Origin of the sequence: Bacillus cereus group sp. Bce019, assembly GCF_051781745.1 — a bacterium.
GTDB lineage: Bacteria > Bacillota > Bacilli > Bacillales > Bacillaceae_G > Bacillus_A > Bacillus_A cereus.
In genome coordinates this window covers 12,878-32,361 of record NZ_JBPWJX010000028.1, presented here as the reverse complement: position 1 = coordinate 32,361, position 19,484 = coordinate 12,878, and the positions used below count along the sequence as shown (strand labels likewise).

Here is a 19,484-nt window from a genome sequence, read left to right as displayed (position 1 = left end):
TATAGAATTTATTGACTATAACAGTAATAACCAAAAAAAATAGCCCCTATGTCAAAAGACATAGAGACTATTTTAATTAAGCGTGAAGATCAGAAACTTCTTGTTCTTTCACTTCTTCTACTTTTTCGTTTACACGTTCAATAGTTGCACCTAATGCAGCTAATTTCTTATGGAAGTTTACATAGCCACGGTCAAGATGTTTTAACTCAGTTACACGAGTATAACCTTCTGATACTAAACCAGCTAAGATTAATGCAGCTGCAGCACGTAAGTCAGTTGCTGCTACTTCAGCACCTTGTAAGCTGTTTGGACCGTTCATAATAACAGAACGACCTTCAATTTTAATATCAGCATTCATACGACGGAATTCTTCAACGTGCATAAAGCGGTTTTCGAATACCGTTTCTGTAATCATGCTTGTTCCATCAGCTTGTAGTAATAATGCCATCATTTGTGATTGCATGTCTGTTGGGAAACCTGGGTGAGGCATAGTTTTAATATCAACCGCTTTTAACTTATCTGGGCCGATAACACGTACACCTTCGTTTTCCTCAATAATTTTAACACCCATTTCTTCCATTTTCGCTGTAATTGAGCGTAAATGTTCAGGTACAGCATTTTCAATTAAGATGTCTCCACCAGTAATTGCTGCTGCAACCATGAATGTTCCCGCTTCAATACGGTCAGGAATAATAGAGTGGTTTGCACCATATAATTTATCAACGCCTTCGATACGAATCGTTCCAGTTCCAGCTCCGCGTACTTTCGCTCCCATCGCATTTAAGAAGTTAGCTAAGTCAACGATTTCTGGTTCTTTCGCTGCGTTTTCAAGAATTGTTGTCCCTTTTGCTAATGTAGCTGCAGACATAATGTTTTCTGTCGCGCCTACGCTTGGGAAGTCTAAGTAGATTTTAGCTCCTTTTAGTTCTCCCTCAACATATGCCTCAACAAAACCGTTACCAACCTGTACTTTTGCTCCCATTGCTTCGAAGCCTTTTAAATGTTGGTCAATTGGACGTGAACCAATTGCACATCCACCAGGAAGTGCAATACGAGCACGACCGTTACGTGCTAATAATGGTCCCATTACTTGAACAGATGCACGCATTTTACGTACATATTCAAATGGTGCTTCAATGTTTAGTTCTTTAGAAGAATCGATTGTTACTTGATTATTTTCAAATACGACTTCAGCATTTAAATGACGTAATACCTCATTAATTGTGTATACATCAGACAAAACTGGTACTTCAGATAGTACATTCTTTCCATCACTCGCTAATAGGGCTGCAGCGATTATAGGTAATACAGCATTTTTTGCGCCCTCAACACGCACTGTGCCGTTTAACCGCTTTCCGCCACGGACGATGATCTTTTCCAAATTATTCCCCTCCGTGTCCTTTTTTCAGTATCTATTCACTCAATACTCAGAAGTTATGATCGGTGTGCCAACCACAATTGTATCTTTGTTGTCTGTAGAACGTATTGCTATTTGCACATTTATTTTCTCTCTATTTGTTGAAAGAGCGTCATCCCACTTTTTATTGTATGCGGAGACTGACACAAATGCTCTTTCTTCTACTTGTTCGATCGCTCTTGCTGAAAGATCTTTCAAAACCTGATTGGTTTTATTTTGCAAAACACCTTCAATCTTATCATTCAGTACACCTTGAACACAAGTGTAAATTATAGGTTTTTCACTAAAAATTTTATTCATGTTTTGAACATACTTCGGGTCCCATTTCGCCCCACTTACTTCAAAGATAATGAAAGTGTTTTCTTTAGTATTTTCTTTACTCCAAGTTACTACTACTCGTTCTTCATAAGAAGAAAGCTTTTTATAGGATGTAGCTTTATATCCATCTGGAGATTGCTCTACTTCCCACTTTTGAATATTTGCCTTTTCCTTCACATCGTTTAACAACTTTTGAAACGTATGTATGTTAGAAATTGTTTTTGTTTCTCTCGCTAACCATGACCATTTTTCTACTTTAGCATCATTTTTCTCTAAAGCCTTGATCATGCTCTCCATTTTCTGTTCATCGCTTATCGGTTTCATCTCTCTATATCCAACCAAAAATAAAACAACACTAAGTGCAACAATAAGAATAGCTTTAAACTTCAATTTCATCCCCTCCTATCCCCATTGTTAACGGAGATTTGAGGTTCTATACACTTACTTTACTAAATACGTTAAACTCTTCGAATAGCCTAAATAATCAAGGAAAAAGTTACTTACAGATGTCCCAATTGCAATTGTAATTAAGATGAGTAATACTCGCGTCTGCAGCACTTTTCCGGACTTCATTAAACGCTCAATGTGAATGCCTTGTAAGGCCCACCACGTAATGGTAATAAACAATAAATGCGAAACAATGGCAATCAGTGCTTGTTGCCCTAAAAGTTGTGCCAAAAAATCGACCCCTTTTTACTCAGCTACTACTTATGAAAGAATATAAAAACGATACCATAATAAGTAGGAGCTACACTTTTTCAAATGCACATAGACATCTTACATTTTACATCGTGATTTTCTTTCCAAAAACGTATATCTACATTACAAGTTAACACAAAATAAAAAGCGCAGAGTACTGACTCCACACCTTTTATTTTCACTATTGTACCACGTTCCCTAAGAAGAAGAAATCTTTCATTAATGGAAAATATTCATAAAAGAAATTGTACCCAATCATCGGCATAATCCCTAGTATTACAATCGAAATTGCACAAAGACTCATAACAACCTTTATATTTAACGGTAACCGTATTCTCTCTTCTGTCTCTCCGGTGCGGAAAAACATTTGTTGTAAAATACGGAAATAATATACGAATGAAACAACTGTCGTACCCATCATAATCGAAGCTAGTACGTAATGTGCTGGCTCTACATGAAGTGCGCCTAAAAAGATATTAATCTTTCCAATGAAGCCAGCCGTTCCTGGTATCCCAGCCAACGATAAAATAAAAATTGTCATCATTATCGCTGTAAATGGCGACCTTTTATATAAACCTGTGAAAATTGTTATATTTTCCTCATTATTTTGTAAGATTAATCCGTGGATGATAGCAAATGCCCCTATATTCATAAGCATGTATGCCAGCATATAAAACCACATGCTATCCATCGTAAATGGTGATAATGCCACAAGTGGAACGAGTAAATATCCTGCATGAGCAATGCCCGAATAAGCAAATAAACGCTTTATATTGTATTGTTTTAACGCGACTACATTCCCAACAATCATCGTAATACTTGCTAGCACCGCAATATATATACTCATATGCCCATATAAAGATTGCATATCTCCTTGTATTAATACACTTGCAAAGATCATAAGGAACAAACGAATAATGAGTAGGAACCCGGCAATTTTAGAAATCGTTCCAAGAAAAGCAGTAACTGGTGTAGCCGCTCCTTCATACACATCAGGTGCCCACATATGAAACGGCACTGTGGCAATTTTAAATGAGAGACCAACTAGCAATAAAAGAAATGCGAGAGCTAACAATAACTGAATACCACTAGCGAGTTCCCCAGTGAGTACCTTTTGCATATCTACAATGTTAGTTGAACCTGTAATACCGTATAAATAACTCATTCCGAAGAGCGTAATCGCCGTTCCAATTCCTCCGCTAATGACGTATTTCATTGCCGCTTCATTTGATGCACGGCTCTTTTTTCGTATTCCTACTAAAATATAAGAAGAAAGTGAAAGTAACTCCAAACCAACGAAAAGGGTAATAAAATCTACACTAGAAGCCATGAACATCGCACCAAGAAGTGCCATTAAAAATAAGTAATAATATTCACCTTTATCTTCGATTGGATTCTTCTTATCATCGCTCATTGCGGTGCATAAAATGAGGGCTGAGGCACCTAATAGCAACGTTTTAAACCCTTTTGAAAATCCATCTAACACAAACGATCCATTTAAAATATCTCCTGCCGGTTCGCTATATAGAGTAATTAATGACACGATTGCTAATACGATGGCAGCAATCGCACCAAGAGCTACATATCTATGGTTCAGCTTAAAAAACAAATCACATATGGAAAGGAGGATGGCGGCGCCGAGAATAATAAATTCTGGCACCATTAGATGCCACGATAAGCTAAGTAACGTATTCATATCCATCCTACTTCACCCCCAATGTTTTCAATGTATTTTGAAGCGGATCCCCTAGTATTTCTGGCATAACTCCAATTGCAATAATACAAAAGATAAGTAGTAAAACAGGGACATACTCCCATCCGTGTATATCAGATTTTGCTTCCCACTCTTTCTTTCCAAATGTCACTTGAAGTGTCGCCCTTAATACATATACAGCGGTTAAAATGATGCCAATCACACCGACTGCAGCAATGACGGGCTCTCCTTGAAATAAACCGAGAAAGGCAAGAAATTCACTAACAAACCCAGACATCCCTGGTAATCCGAGCGATGCCATTCCTCCTGCTAAGAAGAAGCCGCTAAGTACTGGGACACTTTTTGCGAGTCCACCAAGCGCTGTAATGTCTGATGTTCCGAAACGTTGTTCTATAACACCGAGTAAGAAAAACAGCAAGGCTGCAATTAAACCGTGCGATACAACCTGGAATAACGCTCCTTGTGTACCAGGTGCATTAAGTGACGCAAGTCCCATTAACACAATTCCCATATGCGAAATACTAGAGTAAGCCAATACTTTCCTAAAGTCTGTTTGGATGAGCGCTAAAAAGGCACCGTATAATAAATTAATTACGCCTAATATCGCAATTAGTGTTGCAACATCGTGAAAATATTCCGGGAATAGCCCTTTCCCGAAGCGAATAATACCGTACGCTCCAATCTTCAGCAAAACACCCGCATGAAGCATAACTACAGCTGGATGCGCTTCTATGTGTACATTGACCATCCAGCGGTGCAACGGAAAAACAGGTAGTTTAATTGCAAAAGCAATCATTATGGCAATAAATACACTAAGCTGCAAACTACTTGGGATGACGAGTGCTCCCTCTGCGTTTACGCTTCTTAATATCTCTTTCAGCTCCACAATATTTGTTGTACCTGTTTTCGCGAACAAAATTGAGAAAACAATGAGCAAAATAGCTGAGCCAATACCGTTATATATTAAATAACTATACGCAGCCTTTTCACTCGACAATTTTCCCCACTTTCCAATTAATAAGAACATTGGTGGCAACGTAATTTCAAAGAAGATAAAAAACAACATTAAGTTTTGAGCAGCAAAGACGCCGAGCATTCCTATTTCTAGCATGAGTAACAGCATATAAAATGCTTTTAAATTTCTTTTAATAGAAAAGGCTGCAATTGCTGCAAGCGTTGCTAGAAGAGCCGTCAGTACCATCATGACAAGCGACAAACCATCAATACCGAGCTCGTAATAAATAGAAAACCACCTTTTATCTACCGCTGTAAAATCGCCGAACTTAATCCATTTCATCTTTTCATCGAATAGTGACAAATTCTTTCCAGAAGCATATGTACAAGCGAGGACGATAGCGATTCCAAATGGAAGCGCCGTCCCAAATAAGCCAAGCGCTCGCACTGTACGCAATTCCTTTTTCGGTGTTAATACAAGCAATAAAATTCCTAAAAGCGGGGAAAAAATGAAGAACGTTAACAACAAATCATTCATCGTAAATCCCCTCCCGTATAGAGCAAAATAATGACGAGTACAGCGAGCGAAACCGCCGTTACAGTACCGTACACTTGTACATTCCCGTTTTGAAGTTTCGATCCAAGGTTACTTGTGCCTTTCACTACACTTGCAATTAAAACTGCAATTCCTTCGACTACATACACTTCAAATAAGCGAAGCACATGAGCGATTCCTTTCGTAATAGGGATCACCGTCATGTTGTATAGTTCATCCACATAATATTTTTCTTTCAAAAGATTATAAAGCGATGTTTCCGTACCCCCAGCCCAATTCCTAGAAATTGATTTCTTCCTATATATGAAATATGCAAGAGCGATTCCCGCAAATGAAACGAGTGTCGCAACAATCATAATCCAAACTGGTCCATGCGTTTCTTCAACCTTAAACCCTACATCTTTCGTCAACCAATCTCCGAGAAACGTCCCAAACCATGGTGTATTTATATATCCTGCCACTACTGCGAGAACGCCGAGAACAATCATTGGATACGTCATAACGCGAGGCGATTCATGCACTTCTTCCTTCGTCTTCGTTTCTCCAGTAAAGACAAGAAAGTAAAGGCGGAACATATAAAACGCTGTTAAAAACGCCGCAATTACCGCTAAAGTAAATAAAACGTAATTGCCATTCATCCACGTCGCCGCTAAAATTTCATCTTTGCTGAAAAAACCGGAAAGCAGCGGAACACCGCTAATGGCAAGGGTACCTATTAAAAATAGCGTACCAGTTACTTTCATCTTCTTCTGTAAACCGCCCATTTTATTAATGTTTTGCGTATGCACAGCATGAATTACACTTCCTGCCGCCAAAAATAGTAGTGCTTTAAAAAAAGCATGTGTCATTAAATGAAATATACCAGCTACATAACCGGCAGAACCTAACGCGAGCATCATATACCCGAGCTGGCTAACTGTAGAATAAGCAAGCACCCTCTTTATATCTGTTTGCACAAGACCGATAGAGGCCGCAAAGATTGCAGTGAAAGCTCCAACGATTGCCACTGTCTGCATCGCCACTGTACTTGCTGAAAATAGAGGGAACATCGTCGCTACTAAATATACGCCAGCTGCGACCATCGTCGCCGCGTGAATAAGTGCCGAAACGGGTGTTGGCCCCTCCATTGCATCTGGCAACCACGTATGAAGCGGGAACTGACCTGATTTCCCCATCGCCCCGATAAAAATTAATATCGCTGTTATTGTAATCATGTAAGGAGGTAGATCCCCTGTATAAATCGCCCTAAATATTGCGTCATATTCAAAACTACCTGCGTACCAAAAAATTAAAATCATCCCGATAAATAAACCAACATCCCCAATACGGGTCATAATAAAAGCCTTTTTTGCAGCAGCCTTCGCTTCTTCTTTAAAGAAATAAAAACCGATAAGTAAAAATGAGCCAAGGCCAACTAATTCCCAAAATATATAAAGTTGTAATAAATTCGTTGATATAACAAGCCCTAACATCGCAAATGTAAAGAGTCCTAAATATGCGTAAAAGGTCGGTAATCGTTCATCACCTTTCATATAACCTTTCGAATACACATGTACAAGTAGACTCACAAGCGTCACGATAAATAACATTAAAGCTCCTAATGCAGTCACTTCAAAGCCGAATGATATATCCACATCTCCAGCTCTAAGCCACACCCACTTATGCTTCACGCTTGCTTCTGAAAACCTTTCTATTAACACAAGTACCGCAAGTATAAAGGAGAGAAAGACGAAAAAAATACTAAGTACGCTGCTTCCTTCTCTAATTTTCTTCCCGAATATAATAAGTAACAAAAACGAAACGAGTGGGAAAAGCGGTATGAGCCATGCATAATCGATCATTGTTTCCTTCCCCCTTTTTCGGTCACAATGCTATCCTTTGAGCGTATCCATTTCATCCACCTGAACTGTCGTACGATTACGATATAAAGCAATTAAAATAGCGAGTCCTACCGCCGCTTCCGCTGCCGCTACAGCCATCGTAAACAGTGAGAAAATTTGACCTGTTAAATTCGGAAATAAGCCTAATTTACTAAACGCCACTAAGTTTAAATTGGCAGCATTCAGCATTAATTCGATACAAACTAATACGATTACTGTATTCCGCTTTGTTAAAGCTCCAAATAGACCGATGCAAAACAAAATAATCGCAAGTGTTAAATATGCAGAAGCTGGAACGCTACTCATTGGAATCCTCCTCTTTCTCGTCCTTTTTCGCAAGTATAATTGCGCCAACGAGTGCTACAAGTAAAATAACTGAAGTTAGTTCAAATGGAATAATATATTTTGAATAGAGAAGCGTACCGATTTGAAGTGTGTTGTTTTCATGGAGAGGTAAACTTCCTTGTGTGCTTTCATTTGCAAAATCAACATTATTAACAGCGAAATACATAACCGCTCCAAATGCTACAACTGCAAAGAAGATAATCCATTTTCGAAGAGTAAGACGCGATTCATTTTCCGCGTTATGTTTCGTTAACATAATGCCGAAAATCATAATAATTGTGATTGCACCGGAGTAAAGTAAAATTTGTGCAACGCCTATAAATTCGGCTGACAAAAGAAAATACAAACCTGCAATGCTGAGAAATGTCAGAACGAGAGCTAGCATCATGTGCATAACTTTCGTTAAGTTCAACATAAGAACACCGCCGATAATTGCAGACAAGGATAGTATAAAGAATGCTACAAACTCGCCATTCATGCCTTATTCTCCTTCCTGACGTTTTCGTCGTTTTCGTCAAGCCACTGCAAATTTTTAAATAAGTTATCACGTGAATATTCCGCGAGTTCAAAGTTATTTGTCATGACAATTGCCTCTGTCGGACAAACTTCTGTACATAAATCACAAAGAATACAAATTTCAAAATTAATATCATACGTGTCGATAATTTTTCCTTTTTTCGTAGGATCCGGATGTTTCTTTCCTGTTAACTGAATACAGTCTGTCGGACAAATGTTAGAGCACTGATTACAAACAATACATTTCTCCGGATAAAATTTTTGAATCCCCCGAAAACGGTCTGGCAACGGCAACGGTTGATTTGGATAATCATACGTTACCTTCTTCTTGCTCAAATTACTTAATGTATATTTTAACCCTTTAAATAGTCCTTTCATCTCTTACTGGCACCCCCCTCATAGATTAGAAGAATAACTCCTTAATCAATGCCGTTAAGAAAATATTTGCAAGTGCAATCGGCAATAATACTTTCCATCCAAACTCCATTAACTGGTCACCTCTTATACGCGGGAACGTAACGCGGAACCAAATTAATAGAAAGACTACACTGCTAAATTTCAAAGCAAACCATACGGCACCTGGGATAAATCCAAGAAACATAACTGGATTCCATCCGCCTAAAAAGAGCACTGTAATTAACGATGCCATCCCGAAGAAATATACGTACTCTGAAAGCATGAAAAACGCCCAGCGAAAACCTGAGTATTCCGTATGATATCCAGAAACAAGTTCTGACTCCGCTTCCGGCAAATCGAATGGCGTCCTATTTAACTCTGCAACTGCTGCGATTAAGAAAACGACGAATCCAATTGGCTGTACGAAAATGTACCAGACCTTCTCCTGCGCCGCTACAATCTCATTTAAATTCAGGCTACCAGCTAGCAAAACGATACCAATTACACTCATTACGAGCGGAATCTCATAAGAAATCATTTGCGCCGCCGCACGCATCCCTCCTAAAAGGGAATATTTATTATTCGATGCCCATCCCCCAGTTACAACACCTATCGTCGTAATACCGGAAACAGCAATATAATAAAGTAGCCCGACTCCAATATCTGCAAATTGAAATTTATCAGTGAACGGGATAACCGCAAGCACCATAAATGCTGGTGCAAATGCAATGACAGGCGCTAATATAAACAGCGGTTTATCTGCTGCTTTCGGAATACTATCTTCTTTCAATAATAGTTTTAAAACATCAGCTACCGTTTGCAGTAAACCGAATCGGCCTCCAACCTGGTTTGGTCCAATCCGCCCTTGCATAAACCCCATCACTTTCCGTTCTGCCAAAATTCCATATGTAACGAAGCCAAGGACTGCAAATAGTAGAAGTACCGCTAATCCGAAAAAAATGAAGAAATTCGTCCAGCTTGAAGGTGATTGTAAGAGCGTCTCAATCATTAGCCATCAACCTCCCCAAGTACAATATCAACTCCACCTAAAATCGTAATTAAATTAGCGATGTTTTCACCTTTCAATAACTTCGGTAAAATTTGCAAGTTATAAAAAGATGGCCTACGAAACTTCAAACGGTACGGCTCTTTCTTTCCGTCACTTGCGATATAACAACCAATCTCTCCGCGCGGCGATTCGATACGTACAAATGCTTCTCCCTTAGGTGCCTTAATAATTTTCGGTACTTTTGCCAGCACAGCTCCATCTTTCGGGAACTGCTGAACCGCTTGCTCAACAATCTTTAAAGACTCCTCGATTTCTTGCATTCGGCAAACGTAGCGATCCCAAGCATCTCCCACGCTTCCAAGAGGAATATCAAAATCAAAACGATCATAAATCGAATACGGCTCATCTTTGCGAAGATCCCAGTTTACTCCAGTGCACCGCAAATTTGCTCCGCTTAAAGAATACGAGATTGCTTCTTCCGCGCTATATATACCAACGCCTTTCACACGATTTAAGAAAATCTCATTACCGCTAACAAGATCGTGATACCCTGCTAATTGCTCCCTCATATACGGAACAAACTCTTCCACCTTTTCAATCCAACCATCTGGCGCATCCCACTTCACACCGCCAACTCTCATATAGTTAAAAGTAAGCCGTGCCCCGCATAATTCATTTAATAAATTTATAATCATCTCTCGTTCACGAAACGCGTACAAAAACGGGCTGACCGCTCCTATATCAAGAAGATTCGTCCCCCACCAAACGAGATGACTCGCAATTCTTCCTAACTCCATCGCAAGTACTCGCAAGTATTCGGCACGCTCTGGAATTTCAAGCCCCATCATCGTCTCTACAGCATGGCAAATGACGTAATTATTCGTCATGGCTGATAAATAGTCCATTCGATCTGTATAAGGGATAATTTGCGTATACTGTAAGCTCTCAGCGATCTTTTCGGTCCCGCGATGCAAATATCCAATAACAGGTGTAGCTTCTTTAATAATTTCCCCGTCAATCTTAATTACGAGCCTGAACACACCATGTGTACTCGGATGCTGAGGTCCTACATTCAAAAGCATCTCTTCCGTGCGGATCATAGCTACACCTCCACATCATACGGTTCATAGTCTTTTCTAAGCGGGTATCCTACCCAATCATCTGGCATTAAAATACGCGTTAAATTCGGATGCCCTTTAAATACAATGCCGAGCAAATCGTATGCTTCTCGCTCCGGCCAGTCAGCTCCTTTCCAAAGCGCTGTCACAGATTCGACTTGTGGCGCTTCCCGGTCTAGCTTTACCTTCACCGCTACCGATTGTTTCTTGCCATATGAAAACAAATGAACATACACTTCCATATGTGTCACAAAATCCGTCGCATGTAGCTCTGACATATAATCAAAAGCAAGTCCCTCATGGAATCGCAGTGACTCCATCACTTCATAATACTTTTCGGGATCCACCACAAGAGTTGGCACATCCTTTGACAGTTTATTAATGTAGGAATCTACTAATGCACCCTCTCCTAACTTCTCCCTAATAGCCTCAACATACTGATTTAAATACGGCTGATTTACGGACGGTTCTTCCTGCTTCGGCTCATCCTCTTTCTTACCTTCAGCTCCCTTTGTCTTCGCTCTTGCAGCCGCTGCTGCTTTCGCTTTTGCCGCTGCAATTGCCTTTGCCTTTTCATCTCCCGAATCCCCATCACCTTGCGAGGCTTTCTGCTTCGCCAATGCTGCCGCTTTCGCCTTTGCCTTGGCTTTCGCTTTTTCTTCTTCCGTTACTTCTTCGGTTCCTTCTCTTTTCTGTTTCGCTAACGCCGCCGCTTTTGCCTTTGCAGCTGCTGCTGCCTTCGCCTTCGCTTTCGCTTTTTCTTCTTCCGTTACTTCTTCTGTCCCTTCTCTTTTCTGCTTCGCTAATGCCGCCGCTTTTGCTTTTGCGGCTGCTGCTGCCTTCGCCTTCGCTTTCGCTTTTTCTTCTTCCGTTACTTCTTCTGTCCCTTCTCTTTTCTGTTTCGCTAACGCCGCCGCTTTTGCTTTTGCGGCTGCTGCTGCCTTCGCCTTGGCTTTCGCTTTTTCTTCTTCCGTTACTTCTTCTGTCCCTTCTCTTTTCTGTTTTGCTAATGCTGCCGCTTTTGCTTTTGCGGCTGCTGCTGCACGTCGTTTTGCTTCTTCTATAGTAATATCATCATTTTTTGGTAGCGCTTTCTCTTTTTCTTGATCTTCCTCCTCAAGTTCACTTATTTCCGCCTCGTGTTTCGCTACAAGGCGTTTTCTCGCTTCTTCTTTCGCACGCCTAGCTGCTTCTTTTTTCAGATCCTCTAAATCTTTATTTGGATTACTCATTTATTCGTCACCTGCTTTCCGGTCTTTGCCTCGTAACGAATTTTCTCTTTTAATTTATTAATTCCATAGATTAAAGCAGCTGGATTTGGGGGACAACCAGGAATATACACATCAACTGGTACGATTTGGTCTACACCTTTCACAACAGCATATGAATTTACATACGGACCACCTGCTGTCGCACAAGATCCCATCGCAATAACCCATTTCGGTTCGGGCATTTGATCATATAAACGCCGAACAATAGGAGCCATCTTCTTCGTTACTGTTCCCGATACAATCATGACGTCCGATTGCCTTGGTGAAGTTCGAAAAAATGACCCAAATCGATCTAAATCGTAATGTGATGAGCCTACCCCCATCATTTCAATTGCACAGCATGCCAGTCCGAATGTCATCGGCCATAAAGAGTTGCTCCTCGCCCATCCTTTCAACTGTTCCAATGTAGAAAAAAAGATATTTCGTTCTAATTCTGCTCGCTCATTTGGATGTAATTCCTCAAAATTTATAACCATTGTAACACCTTCTTTTTCCAAGCATACGCTAATCCAACTAGCAACATTACAACAAAGATGAGCATTTCAATTAATGCAAATAAACCTAGCTTGTCATACGCAACAGCCCAAGGATATAAAAATAAAGTTTCTACATCAAAGATCACAAACAATAAAGCGAAAATATAATAACGAGCATGAAACCGAATATTTGCATCATGAAAAGGCTCAATTCCACTCTCATACGTCGTCGCCTTTGCTGCACTTGGTTTATTTGGGCGCAGCATCCTTCCTAATGTAAGAGCCACTACCGGCAGCAATATACCTAATAGCAAGAAAATCAAAACGATCATATAACTATTTTCATATACACTTGCCATTGTGAAACCCTCCCCCCTAAATTAAGAACAAGTTCACATAGTAAACAATATGTCCTAGTTGCAGTAATTATTATTTTTAAATTTTTCTAAATAATGCAACTATTCTAATCATTATAGCAAACTTCAAATTCCTATGTCGATATGTTGGGAGACAGAAACAAGAATTATTAAAATCTATCTTTACAACTTGCTATAATTGTGCAAAATAAATATAAAACTTATATATGCTTTTCAAGAAACCGTAGGTGATATAAATGAAAAAACAAACACATGTAAGTATTCTTATAAGCATTGTATTGCTGTCTATAACGCTTCACTATGTAGCAATGCCTTTTGTATATGAATACTCATTTCCTTTTCAGCTATTAATCGGAACGAGCACCCTATTAATTGATATTATCGCTTGTAGTTATATACTTTATTTTTCAAACATGAAAGAAGGGCTATCTCGTTTATTTTGGATCATATTATCTGTTGGAGCTCTCTCTTATTTTATCGGTGATATAGTCGTTGCCTATCAGCGTTTAATTGTAAAGGACTTCTATACGTTCGTTGATCCATCTGACTTTTTTTACTTACTTTTTTTAGTTAGCTTTACGTTTGCCTTTCTATACGAAATCATTTATAACCGAGATTTATTAGAAAAACTTTTTATGCTATGTGATATTTGTATTATCGTTACAGCCCAATTTACTTTAAGTTACTACTTACTTATTGAACGAACTATTCATATCTTTACAACATCCTATATCGACATATTTGTTCAACTTACCTATCCAATGGCTGATTTACTCTTTCTCTTAATAGGAATCAACCTTTTATTCAAACCACTATCCTTATTACCTAAAAAGGTCGGTGCACTTCTTGGCAGTGCTTTAATTTTATATGCTACTACAGATGCGATTTATGCTTATATAAAATACTTCATACCAGAGTATTCTATGTTTACAGTTACACCTTTCTATCAAGTAACCTTAGTACTAGTAGCAATCGCCTGTATTCTCCATACAAAAAAGCCTGAAAAACAAGAACAAGTACTACTAACACCTAAAATTGGCGAATCAATCCGATTATCATTACCGTATATTTCTGTAGTAATGCTTATTGTTTTTATATTAGTTGAATACGTTTTTGCGCCTATTATAGTAATCGGACTTATAATAACTTTTTCTTTCGTTCTCATACGTCATAGTTTAGTTCGAAAACAAAATAAAATATTATTGATCGCTCAAATGCAATTCAACTCAGAACTCGAGAAACAAATTAAACTACGTACAGAAGATTTAGTAGAACAGAAAAATGAACTCTATCATAATCAACAAATGTTTAAATCTTTATACGAGCATCATCCAGATCCAATTTTCACATTAGATTTGTACGGTAATTTTCTCAAAGTAAATAACGCTGGTACTACTTTACTCGGTTATCAAACGAATGAATTATTAAACCAGCCTTACTATTCACTCATATACGAAGAAGATTTAGAAGAAATGATTAACGCCTTTCATCGCGTGAAAAAGGGATATTCTATTTCTTTAGAAATACGGGCTTACCATAAAAACAGAGATATTTACTACTTGCACGTTACCGCCGTACCGATCTTTTTAAAGGAGAAAATTTCTGGGGTTTATTTAATGATTAAAGATATTACGGAAAGCAAACAACAACAAGAACAAATCAACTTCCTAGCATACCATGATACTTTAACAGAGCTTGCAAATCGTCGTGCATTTCATCAACATTTAGAACAGGCAATTGCGCGAGCAAAAATATCGAAAAAGCCTTTTGCTGTTATGTTTCTCGACCTAGACCGTTTTAAAGTTATTAATGATACCCTCGGTCATCGAGTAGGAGACCTATTGCTCATCGCAGTAGCAAAAAGGCTCGAAAGAATAGCAACATCAAATATGAAACTCGCGCGGCTAGCTGGGGATGAGTTCACAATCCTTATCGAGAATTACAAAAAAAAGCCAGATGTCCAAAAAATAGCTGATAGGATTGTAGCGGTCATGAATGAGCCATTTGAAATCGAAAATCAACATTTACAAATCTCACCGAGTATCGGAATTGCAATATATCCTGAAGCAGGTGAAGATGCGCTATCCATTTTGCAGCATGCTGATATGGCCATGTACGAAGCAAAGAATAAAGGAAAAAACGGTAGCTCTCTTTACACGAAAGAACTATATAAAAAAATGGAACGAAAAGCTCGAATTGAAAAAGATTTGCCAATCGCTTTAGTAAACAAAGAATTTTATCTCGTTTATCAACCACAAATTGATACGACAACAAATAAAATTATCGGTGCTGAAGCTTTAATACGATGGAAACACCCGCTATTAGGTGACATTTCACCATGTGAGTTTATTCCAATTGTAGAAGAGACGCCACAAGTAGTCCCACTTGGACATTGGGTATTACAAGAAGCTTGTCTCCAATTAAAAATATGGCATACCTTTGGCTACCAAAATTTAAAAATAAGTGTTAATTTATCCGCAAAAGAATTCCGGCAAGATCAATTAATCGAAAACATTTCACAAATATTAAACGACGTGCAAGTCGATCCAAAATATGTAACACTTGAGTTAACAGAAAGAATTGCAATGATTGACGAGAAAGAAACGTTATTGAGACTGAAGCAATTAAAAGAGTACGGTATCCAAACTTCCATTGATGACTTCGGTACTGGGTATTCTTCTCTTGCTTATTTATCAATTTTTCCAATCGACACATTAAAAGTACCGAGAGAATTTACACAATTAGCTGATCATCGTCCTGAAGAACGAGCCATCGTTTCTACAATACTTTCCCTCGCAAATACTTTAAATCTTTCAGTCGTTGCCGAAGGAATTGAAACCGAAAAACAACTTAAGTTTCTGCAAAAACATAACTGTAAATATATGCAAGGTTACTATTTCAGTAAACCACTTACTAGTAATCAATTTATAAAATTTCTACAAAAAACCCCCAGTATGAACAAATAATTCATACTGGGGGTTTTATAGTGCTAAATTTTTTTCTCATAATATTCTTCTGCAATCTCTTCGTAAAAAGCTGCAGATGTCGTATAGAAATATGGAATTAACCATAAGAATCCAATCCCTAACGTAATACAACTTAATATAAACCAGCCAATAAAACTTAAACATAAAATGAAATACTCCATCTTATGTCCATCCATCATACGACGACTTTCTGTAATAGCTTGGTTCAGTGAATACTCAGGATGATCGTTTATAATAAAGTATGTCATCGCATAAGAAAATGATTTAATAATACCTGGAATAATGAACAATAACGTCCATAAGAAAAGATAAAGATTTACTAATAAATATAATAAAAATGATTTTAGAAATCTCTTTCCCTCTGAAAACCAAATGAATACATTACCAATACTAGCTTGCTTTTCACGAAGGATATTTAAACCAAGGTAATATCCACCTAAAGTTAACGGTCCAGTTACAAAAAATGAAAGAATATTCGTTGAAATTGAACCATTTGTTTTTTGCCAACCGAAAATTAAAGAAAATCCCCAATCAACACTAAAACTAAAAGCCGTGATAAGAATTGAAATGAGTAGTGTAGCTCCAACAGCTAATCCCCATTCCCCTTCTAATGAATCTAGTGCTTCTCCTTTTAAATCACTAATCATGCGTAGCCTCGCCTCCTATACACAATAATTCTATTAGTATAGCATGTTCCTATTGAAATTCACCTTTTGAAATGTAGCGATAAAAGTGTGCTGTCGTCGTACTCATATACGGACTAAGCCAAAGAAATCCTATTCCAAAAGTAAGCAGCGCTAAAATAGCCCATCCTATGAAGCTCAGCCATAAAAGAAACAAATCTAACTTATGACCCTTCATAAGATTCTTACTTTCCTTCATCGCCTGCGAAACACTATATTCTGGATTTTCAATCATCACATAGTACGTCAGTGCATAAGAAAAATACATCACAATCATACCAACAATTGAAATTGCTAATAGTACGAAGAAAGCTATTGCAAATGACGTATTCCCTTCTTCACCTAACAATGCAAATAAGCCTATTAACAGCATCGGAATCCATGTACCTGTATATAACAAAATCGCAAGCATTGCCCACATTGTTTTCATCATTCTTTTAAAGCCACGAAATCCTTCGAATAAGTAATCTACTTTAGCATCTTCTCGTTTACTAATCTGTAAAAATACATTTGTATAACCATATGACGTAATCCCATACGATGCGTTACTTAAAATTATCATAATGCAATAAAAAATTCCAAAGGTAATACCTGCTCCAATTGACATCGTTTCCTCTTCAAATGATCCAGTTAAGCTTACAACTGAGAGAAATATAATAATTCCTGGAATTAATAGTATAAGCATTGCAGCCAGCGAAACAACATAACTTAAAATAAAATATAAAATTGTTGATCCAACACCTAGTCCCCATTTTCCCTTTAAAGAGTACAATGCTTCTCGCTTCATTTCACCAATCATTGATCCATCCCCTTTATGAAATATAAATTGTTTTACACTTCTACTTATACAAGCATCAATATAATTATACCAGTTTTGTAAAATTATCCATAAAATACACAAAAAAAAATCCGTAAAGGCAAAGCCCTTACGGATTTTTTTACTTCATATCGGAAACGTTCAAACGGTTCACAGCACGTTGTAATGCCATTTCTGCACGTTTAAAGTCAACATGTGCTTGTTTATCTTGCAGACGTTGCTCAGCGCGACGCTTCGCTTCATTTGCGCGATGGATATCGATATGGTTTGCTTCTTCAGCAGATGATGATAATACAGTCACTTTATCTGGACGAACTTCGATAAAGCCACCACTTACTGCTACATAATCAGTGTGTCCACCATTTTTCAGACGAACTGCACTAATTTTTAATGGTGCAACAGTTGGAATGTGACCTGGTAAGATCCCCATTTCCCCACTCTCTGCTTTTACACTTACCATTTCTACTTCTTTTTCGTAAACCGGTCCATCAGGAGTTACAATACTGACTGGAAATGTCTTCATACTTCGTCCCTCCTAAGGCCTTACGCCATCATTTTCTTCGCGTTTTCAATAACTTCTTCAATGCCACCTACTAAGCGGAATGCATCTTCTGGAAGGTCATCATATTTTCCTTCTAGAATTTCTTTGAAACCACTAACTGTATTCTTTACAGGTACGTAAGAACCTTTTTGACCTGTAAACTGCTCAGCTACGTGGAAGTTTTGAGATAAGAAGAATTGAATACGACGAGCACGATGTACAACTAACTTATCTTCTTCAGATAACTCATCCATACCTAAGATAGCGATGATATCTTGAAGCTCTTTATAACGTTGTAAAGTTTGCTGTACTTGACGAGCTACTTCATAATGCTCTTCTCCTACGATTTCTGGAGAAAGTGCACGAGATGTAGATGCTAATGGATCTACGGCTGGGTAAATACCCATTTGCGTTAAACGACGCTCTAAGTTTGTTGTTGCATCTAAGTGAGCGAACGTTGTAGCTGGTGCTGGGTCAGTATAGTCATCGGCTGGTACATATACCGCTTGGATAGACGTGATAGACCCTTTATTTGTAGATGTAATACGCTCTTGTAATTGACCCATTTCTGTTGCAAGTGTTGGTTGGTAACCTACCGCAGATGGCATACGACCAAGAAGGGCAGATACTTCAGAACCCGCTTGCGTGAAACGGAAGATGTTATCGATGAACAGAAGTACGTCTTGTCCTTGCTCATCACGGAAATGCTCAGCCATTGTTAAACCTGTTAATGCAACACGTTGACGTGCTCCAGGTGGCTCGTTCATTTGTCCGAATACCATCGCAGTTTTCTTGATTACGCCAGAATCGCTCATTTCGTGGTATAAGTCATTACCCTCACGAGTACGCTCACCTACACCAGCGAATACAGAGATACCACCGTGCTCTTGTGCGATGTTATTGATTAATTCCTGAATTAATACTGTTTTACCTACGCCGGCACCACCGAATAGGCCGATCTTACCACCCTTAATGTAAGGAGCAAGTAAGTCTACTACTTTAATACCAGTTTCAAGAATTTCTACTTTAGTAGATAATTCTTCGAATGCAGGTGCTTGACGGTGAATTGGATCACGGTGTACATCCGCAGGAAGTTCACCATCTAAGTCAATTGCATCACCTAATACGTTGAATACACGTCCAAGTGTTGCATCACCAACTGGTACAGAGATTGCTTTACCAGTATCTTCTACTTCTGTGCCACGAACAAGTCCATCTGTGGAAGACATCGCAACTGTACGAACTGTATCATCACCTAAATGAAGTGCAACTTCAAATGTTAAGTTCATGCTTCCGTTTTCGTTGCTTTGTTTTACCGTAAGGGCATTGTAGATTTCTGGTAGCTTTCCGCCATCAAACTTAACGTCTACAACCGGACCCATGATTTGCGTAACGCGCCCTTTATTCATC

Annotated in this window: 19 protein-coding genes; 1 reads left to right on the top strand and 18 read right to left on the bottom strand. The window is 38.5% G+C overall.

The genetic code is table 11. The annotated features are described in order from the left end of the window. Positions 1 to 76: 76 nt before the first annotated feature. The 14 genes from murA to nuoA all read right to left on the bottom strand — a co-directional run bounded on the left by murA (position 77) and on the right by nuoA (position 13,028). Complete coding sequence (gene murA / locus ACS2QP_RS25160) at positions 77 to 1,381, bottom strand: UDP-N-acetylglucosamine 1-carboxyvinyltransferase (RefSeq protein ID WP_000411274.1); 1,305 nt, start codon at positions 1,379 to 1,381, stop codon at positions 77 to 79. 39 nt (positions 1,382 to 1,420) lie between these two features. Continuing rightward, positions 1,421 to 2,125 carry a YwmB family TATA-box binding protein gene (locus tag ACS2QP_RS25155; RefSeq protein ID WP_000669016.1) on the bottom strand — a complete coding sequence of 235 codons (705 nt, stop codon included), beginning with the start codon at positions 2,123 to 2,125 and terminating at the stop codon, positions 1,421 to 1,423. A 51-nt stretch (positions 2,126 to 2,176) separates the two neighbouring features. After that, positions 2,177 to 2,413, bottom strand: a complete 237-nt coding sequence (locus tag ACS2QP_RS25150; protein ID WP_000057889.1) for a DUF1146 family protein — start codon at positions 2,411 to 2,413, stop codon at positions 2,177 to 2,179. Positions 2,414 to 2,615: 202 nt separating this feature from the next. After that, complete coding sequence (gene nuoN / locus ACS2QP_RS25145) at positions 2,616 to 4,130, bottom strand: NADH-quinone oxidoreductase subunit NuoN (protein ID WP_002180561.1); 1,515 nt, start codon at positions 4,128 to 4,130, stop codon at positions 2,616 to 2,618. Positions 4,131 to 4,137: 7 nt separating this feature from the next. After that, positions 4,138 to 5,640 (bottom strand): NADH-quinone oxidoreductase subunit M, encoded by a 1,503-nt coding sequence (locus ACS2QP_RS25140; RefSeq protein WP_000998925.1) that lies wholly within the window; start codon positions 5,638 to 5,640, stop codon positions 4,138 to 4,140. Next, complete coding sequence (nuoL, locus tag ACS2QP_RS25135) at positions 5,637 to 7,499, bottom strand: NADH-quinone oxidoreductase subunit L (protein ID WP_438882954.1); 1,863 nt, start codon at positions 7,497 to 7,499, stop codon at positions 5,637 to 5,639. The genes ACS2QP_RS25140 and nuoL overlap by 4 nt, the downstream gene beginning before the upstream one ends. Before the next feature lie 30 nt (positions 7,500 to 7,529). Continuing rightward, positions 7,530 to 7,844 carry an NADH-quinone oxidoreductase subunit NuoK gene (gene nuoK / locus ACS2QP_RS25130; protein ID WP_000100079.1) on the bottom strand — a complete coding sequence of 105 codons (315 nt, stop codon included), beginning with the start codon at positions 7,842 to 7,844 and terminating at the stop codon, positions 7,530 to 7,532. Continuing rightward, entirely contained in the window at positions 7,837 to 8,361 is a 525-nt protein-coding gene (locus ACS2QP_RS25125) for an NADH-quinone oxidoreductase subunit J (protein WP_001012812.1), read from the bottom strand. The genes nuoK and ACS2QP_RS25125 overlap by 8 nt, the downstream gene beginning before the upstream one ends. Beyond that, the gene (gene nuoI, locus ACS2QP_RS25120) at positions 8,358 to 8,777 is read right to left on the bottom strand and encodes an NADH-quinone oxidoreductase subunit NuoI (RefSeq protein ID WP_017674216.1); all 420 of its coding nucleotides are present in this window, start codon (positions 8,775 to 8,777) and stop codon (positions 8,358 to 8,360) included. Before nuoI ends, ACS2QP_RS25125 begins: the two co-directional genes overlap by 4 nt. A 25-nt stretch (positions 8,778 to 8,802) precedes the next feature. Then, positions 8,803 to 9,804 (bottom strand): NADH-quinone oxidoreductase subunit NuoH, encoded by a 1,002-nt coding sequence (gene nuoH, locus ACS2QP_RS25115; protein WP_000573426.1) that lies wholly within the window; start codon positions 9,802 to 9,804, stop codon positions 8,803 to 8,805. Continuing rightward, a complete protein-coding gene (gene nuoD / locus ACS2QP_RS25110; RefSeq protein ID WP_000621428.1) occupies positions 9,804 to 10,904 on the bottom strand; it encodes an NADH-quinone oxidoreductase subunit NuoD in 1,101 nt (366 codons plus the stop codon). The genes nuoH and nuoD overlap by 1 nt, the downstream gene beginning before the upstream one ends. 2 nt (positions 10,905 to 10,906) lie before the next feature. Then, positions 10,907 to 12,154, bottom strand: a complete 1,248-nt coding sequence (locus tag ACS2QP_RS25105; RefSeq protein ID WP_438882953.1) for an NADH-quinone oxidoreductase subunit C — start codon at positions 12,152 to 12,154, stop codon at positions 10,907 to 10,909. Beyond that, on the bottom strand, positions 12,151 to 12,669 hold the full coding sequence (gene nuoB, locus ACS2QP_RS25100) for an NADH-quinone oxidoreductase subunit NuoB (protein ID WP_000236331.1): 519 nt from the start codon (positions 12,667 to 12,669) through the stop codon (positions 12,151 to 12,153). Before nuoB ends, ACS2QP_RS25105 begins: the two co-directional genes overlap by 4 nt. Beyond that, complete coding sequence (gene nuoA, locus ACS2QP_RS25095; RefSeq protein WP_000179273.1) at positions 12,660 to 13,028, bottom strand: NADH-quinone oxidoreductase subunit NuoA; 369 nt, start codon at positions 13,026 to 13,028, stop codon at positions 12,660 to 12,662. The genes nuoB and nuoA overlap by 10 nt, the downstream gene beginning before the upstream one ends. A gap of 254 nt (positions 13,029 to 13,282) precedes the next feature. Between nuoA and ACS2QP_RS25090 the strand changes: the two genes are divergently transcribed. Beyond that, on the top strand, positions 13,283 to 16,012 hold the full coding sequence (locus ACS2QP_RS25090; protein WP_065212348.1) for an EAL domain-containing protein: 2,730 nt from the start codon (positions 13,283 to 13,285) through the stop codon (positions 16,010 to 16,012). Between the two features lie 23 nt (positions 16,013 to 16,035). Here the strand turns inward: ACS2QP_RS25090 and ACS2QP_RS25085 are convergent, their stop codons facing one another. The 4 genes from ACS2QP_RS25085 to atpD form a co-directional block, all read right to left on the bottom strand. Further along, entirely contained in the window at positions 16,036 to 16,680 is a 645-nt protein-coding gene (locus ACS2QP_RS25085; RefSeq protein ID WP_438882952.1) for a DUF975 family protein, read from the bottom strand. Between the two features lie 49 nt (positions 16,681 to 16,729). Beyond that, entirely contained in the window at positions 16,730 to 17,515 is a 786-nt protein-coding gene (locus ACS2QP_RS25080; RefSeq protein ID WP_000578820.1) for a DUF975 family protein, read from the bottom strand. A 139-nt stretch (positions 17,516 to 17,654) separates the two neighbouring features. Next, entirely contained in the window at positions 17,655 to 18,056 is a 402-nt protein-coding gene (gene atpC / locus ACS2QP_RS25075; RefSeq protein ID WP_000847211.1) for a F0F1 ATP synthase subunit epsilon, read from the bottom strand. Positions 18,057 to 18,076: 20 nt separating this feature from the next. Further along, positions 18,077 to 19,483, bottom strand: coding sequence for a F0F1 ATP synthase subunit beta (gene atpD, locus ACS2QP_RS25070; RefSeq protein ID WP_001032595.1), 1,407 nt, complete (start codon positions 19,481 to 19,483; stop codon positions 18,077 to 18,079). Position 19,484: the final 1 nt, after the last annotated feature.

Excerpts from the sequence above, each read along its gene's own strand:
- nuoL (WP_438882954.1), bottom strand. The coding sequence starts at position 7,499 with ATGATCGATTATGCATGGCTCATACCGCTTTTCCCACTCGTTTCGTTT.
- nuoI (WP_017674216.1), bottom strand. The coding sequence starts at position 8,777 with ATGAAAGGACTATTTAAAGGGTTAAAATATACATTAAGTAATTTGAGC.
- ACS2QP_RS25080 (WP_000578820.1), bottom strand. The coding sequence starts at position 17,515 with ATGATTGGTGAAATGAAGCGAGAAGCATTGTACTCTTTAAAGGGAAAA.
- ACS2QP_RS25105 (WP_438882953.1), bottom strand. The coding sequence starts at position 12,154 with ATGAGTAATCCAAATAAAGATTTAGAGGATCTGAAAAAAGAAGCAGCT.
- nuoN (WP_002180561.1), bottom strand. The coding sequence starts at position 4,130 with ATGAATACGTTACTTAGCTTATCGTGGCATCTAATGGTGCCAGAATTT.
- nuoH (WP_000573426.1), bottom strand. The coding sequence starts at position 9,804 with ATGATTGAGACGCTCTTACAATCACCTTCAAGCTGGACGAATTTCTTC.
- nuoA (WP_000179273.1), bottom strand. The coding sequence starts at position 13,028 with ATGGCAAGTGTATATGAAAATAGTTATATGATCGTTTTGATTTTCTTG.
- ACS2QP_RS25125 (WP_001012812.1), bottom strand. The coding sequence starts at position 8,361 with ATGAATGGCGAGTTTGTAGCATTCTTTATACTATCCTTGTCTGCAATT.
- nuoD (WP_000621428.1), bottom strand. The coding sequence starts at position 10,904 with ATGATCCGCACGGAAGAGATGCTTTTGAATGTAGGACCTCAGCATCCG.
- nuoK (WP_000100079.1), bottom strand. The coding sequence starts at position 7,844 with ATGAGTAGCGTTCCAGCTTCTGCATATTTAACACTTGCGATTATTTTG.
- atpC (WP_000847211.1), bottom strand. The coding sequence starts at position 18,056 with ATGAAGACATTTCCAGTCAGTATTGTAACTCCTGATGGACCGGTTTAC.
- ACS2QP_RS25140 (WP_000998925.1), bottom strand. The coding sequence starts at position 5,640 with ATGAATGATTTGTTGTTAACGTTCTTCATTTTTTCCCCGCTTTTAGGA.
- nuoB (WP_000236331.1), bottom strand. The coding sequence starts at position 12,669 with ATGGTTATAAATTTTGAGGAATTACATCCAAATGAGCGAGCAGAATTA.
- ACS2QP_RS25090 (WP_065212348.1), top strand. The coding sequence starts at position 13,283 with ATGAAAAAACAAACACATGTAAGTATTCTTATAAGCATTGTATTGCTG.
- atpD (WP_001032595.1), bottom strand. The coding sequence starts at position 19,483 with ATGAATAAAGGGCGCGTTACGCAAATCATGGGTCCGGTTGTAGACGTT.
- ACS2QP_RS25085 (WP_438882952.1), bottom strand. The coding sequence starts at position 16,680 with ATGATTAGTGATTTAAAAGGAGAAGCACTAGATTCATTAGAAGGGGAA.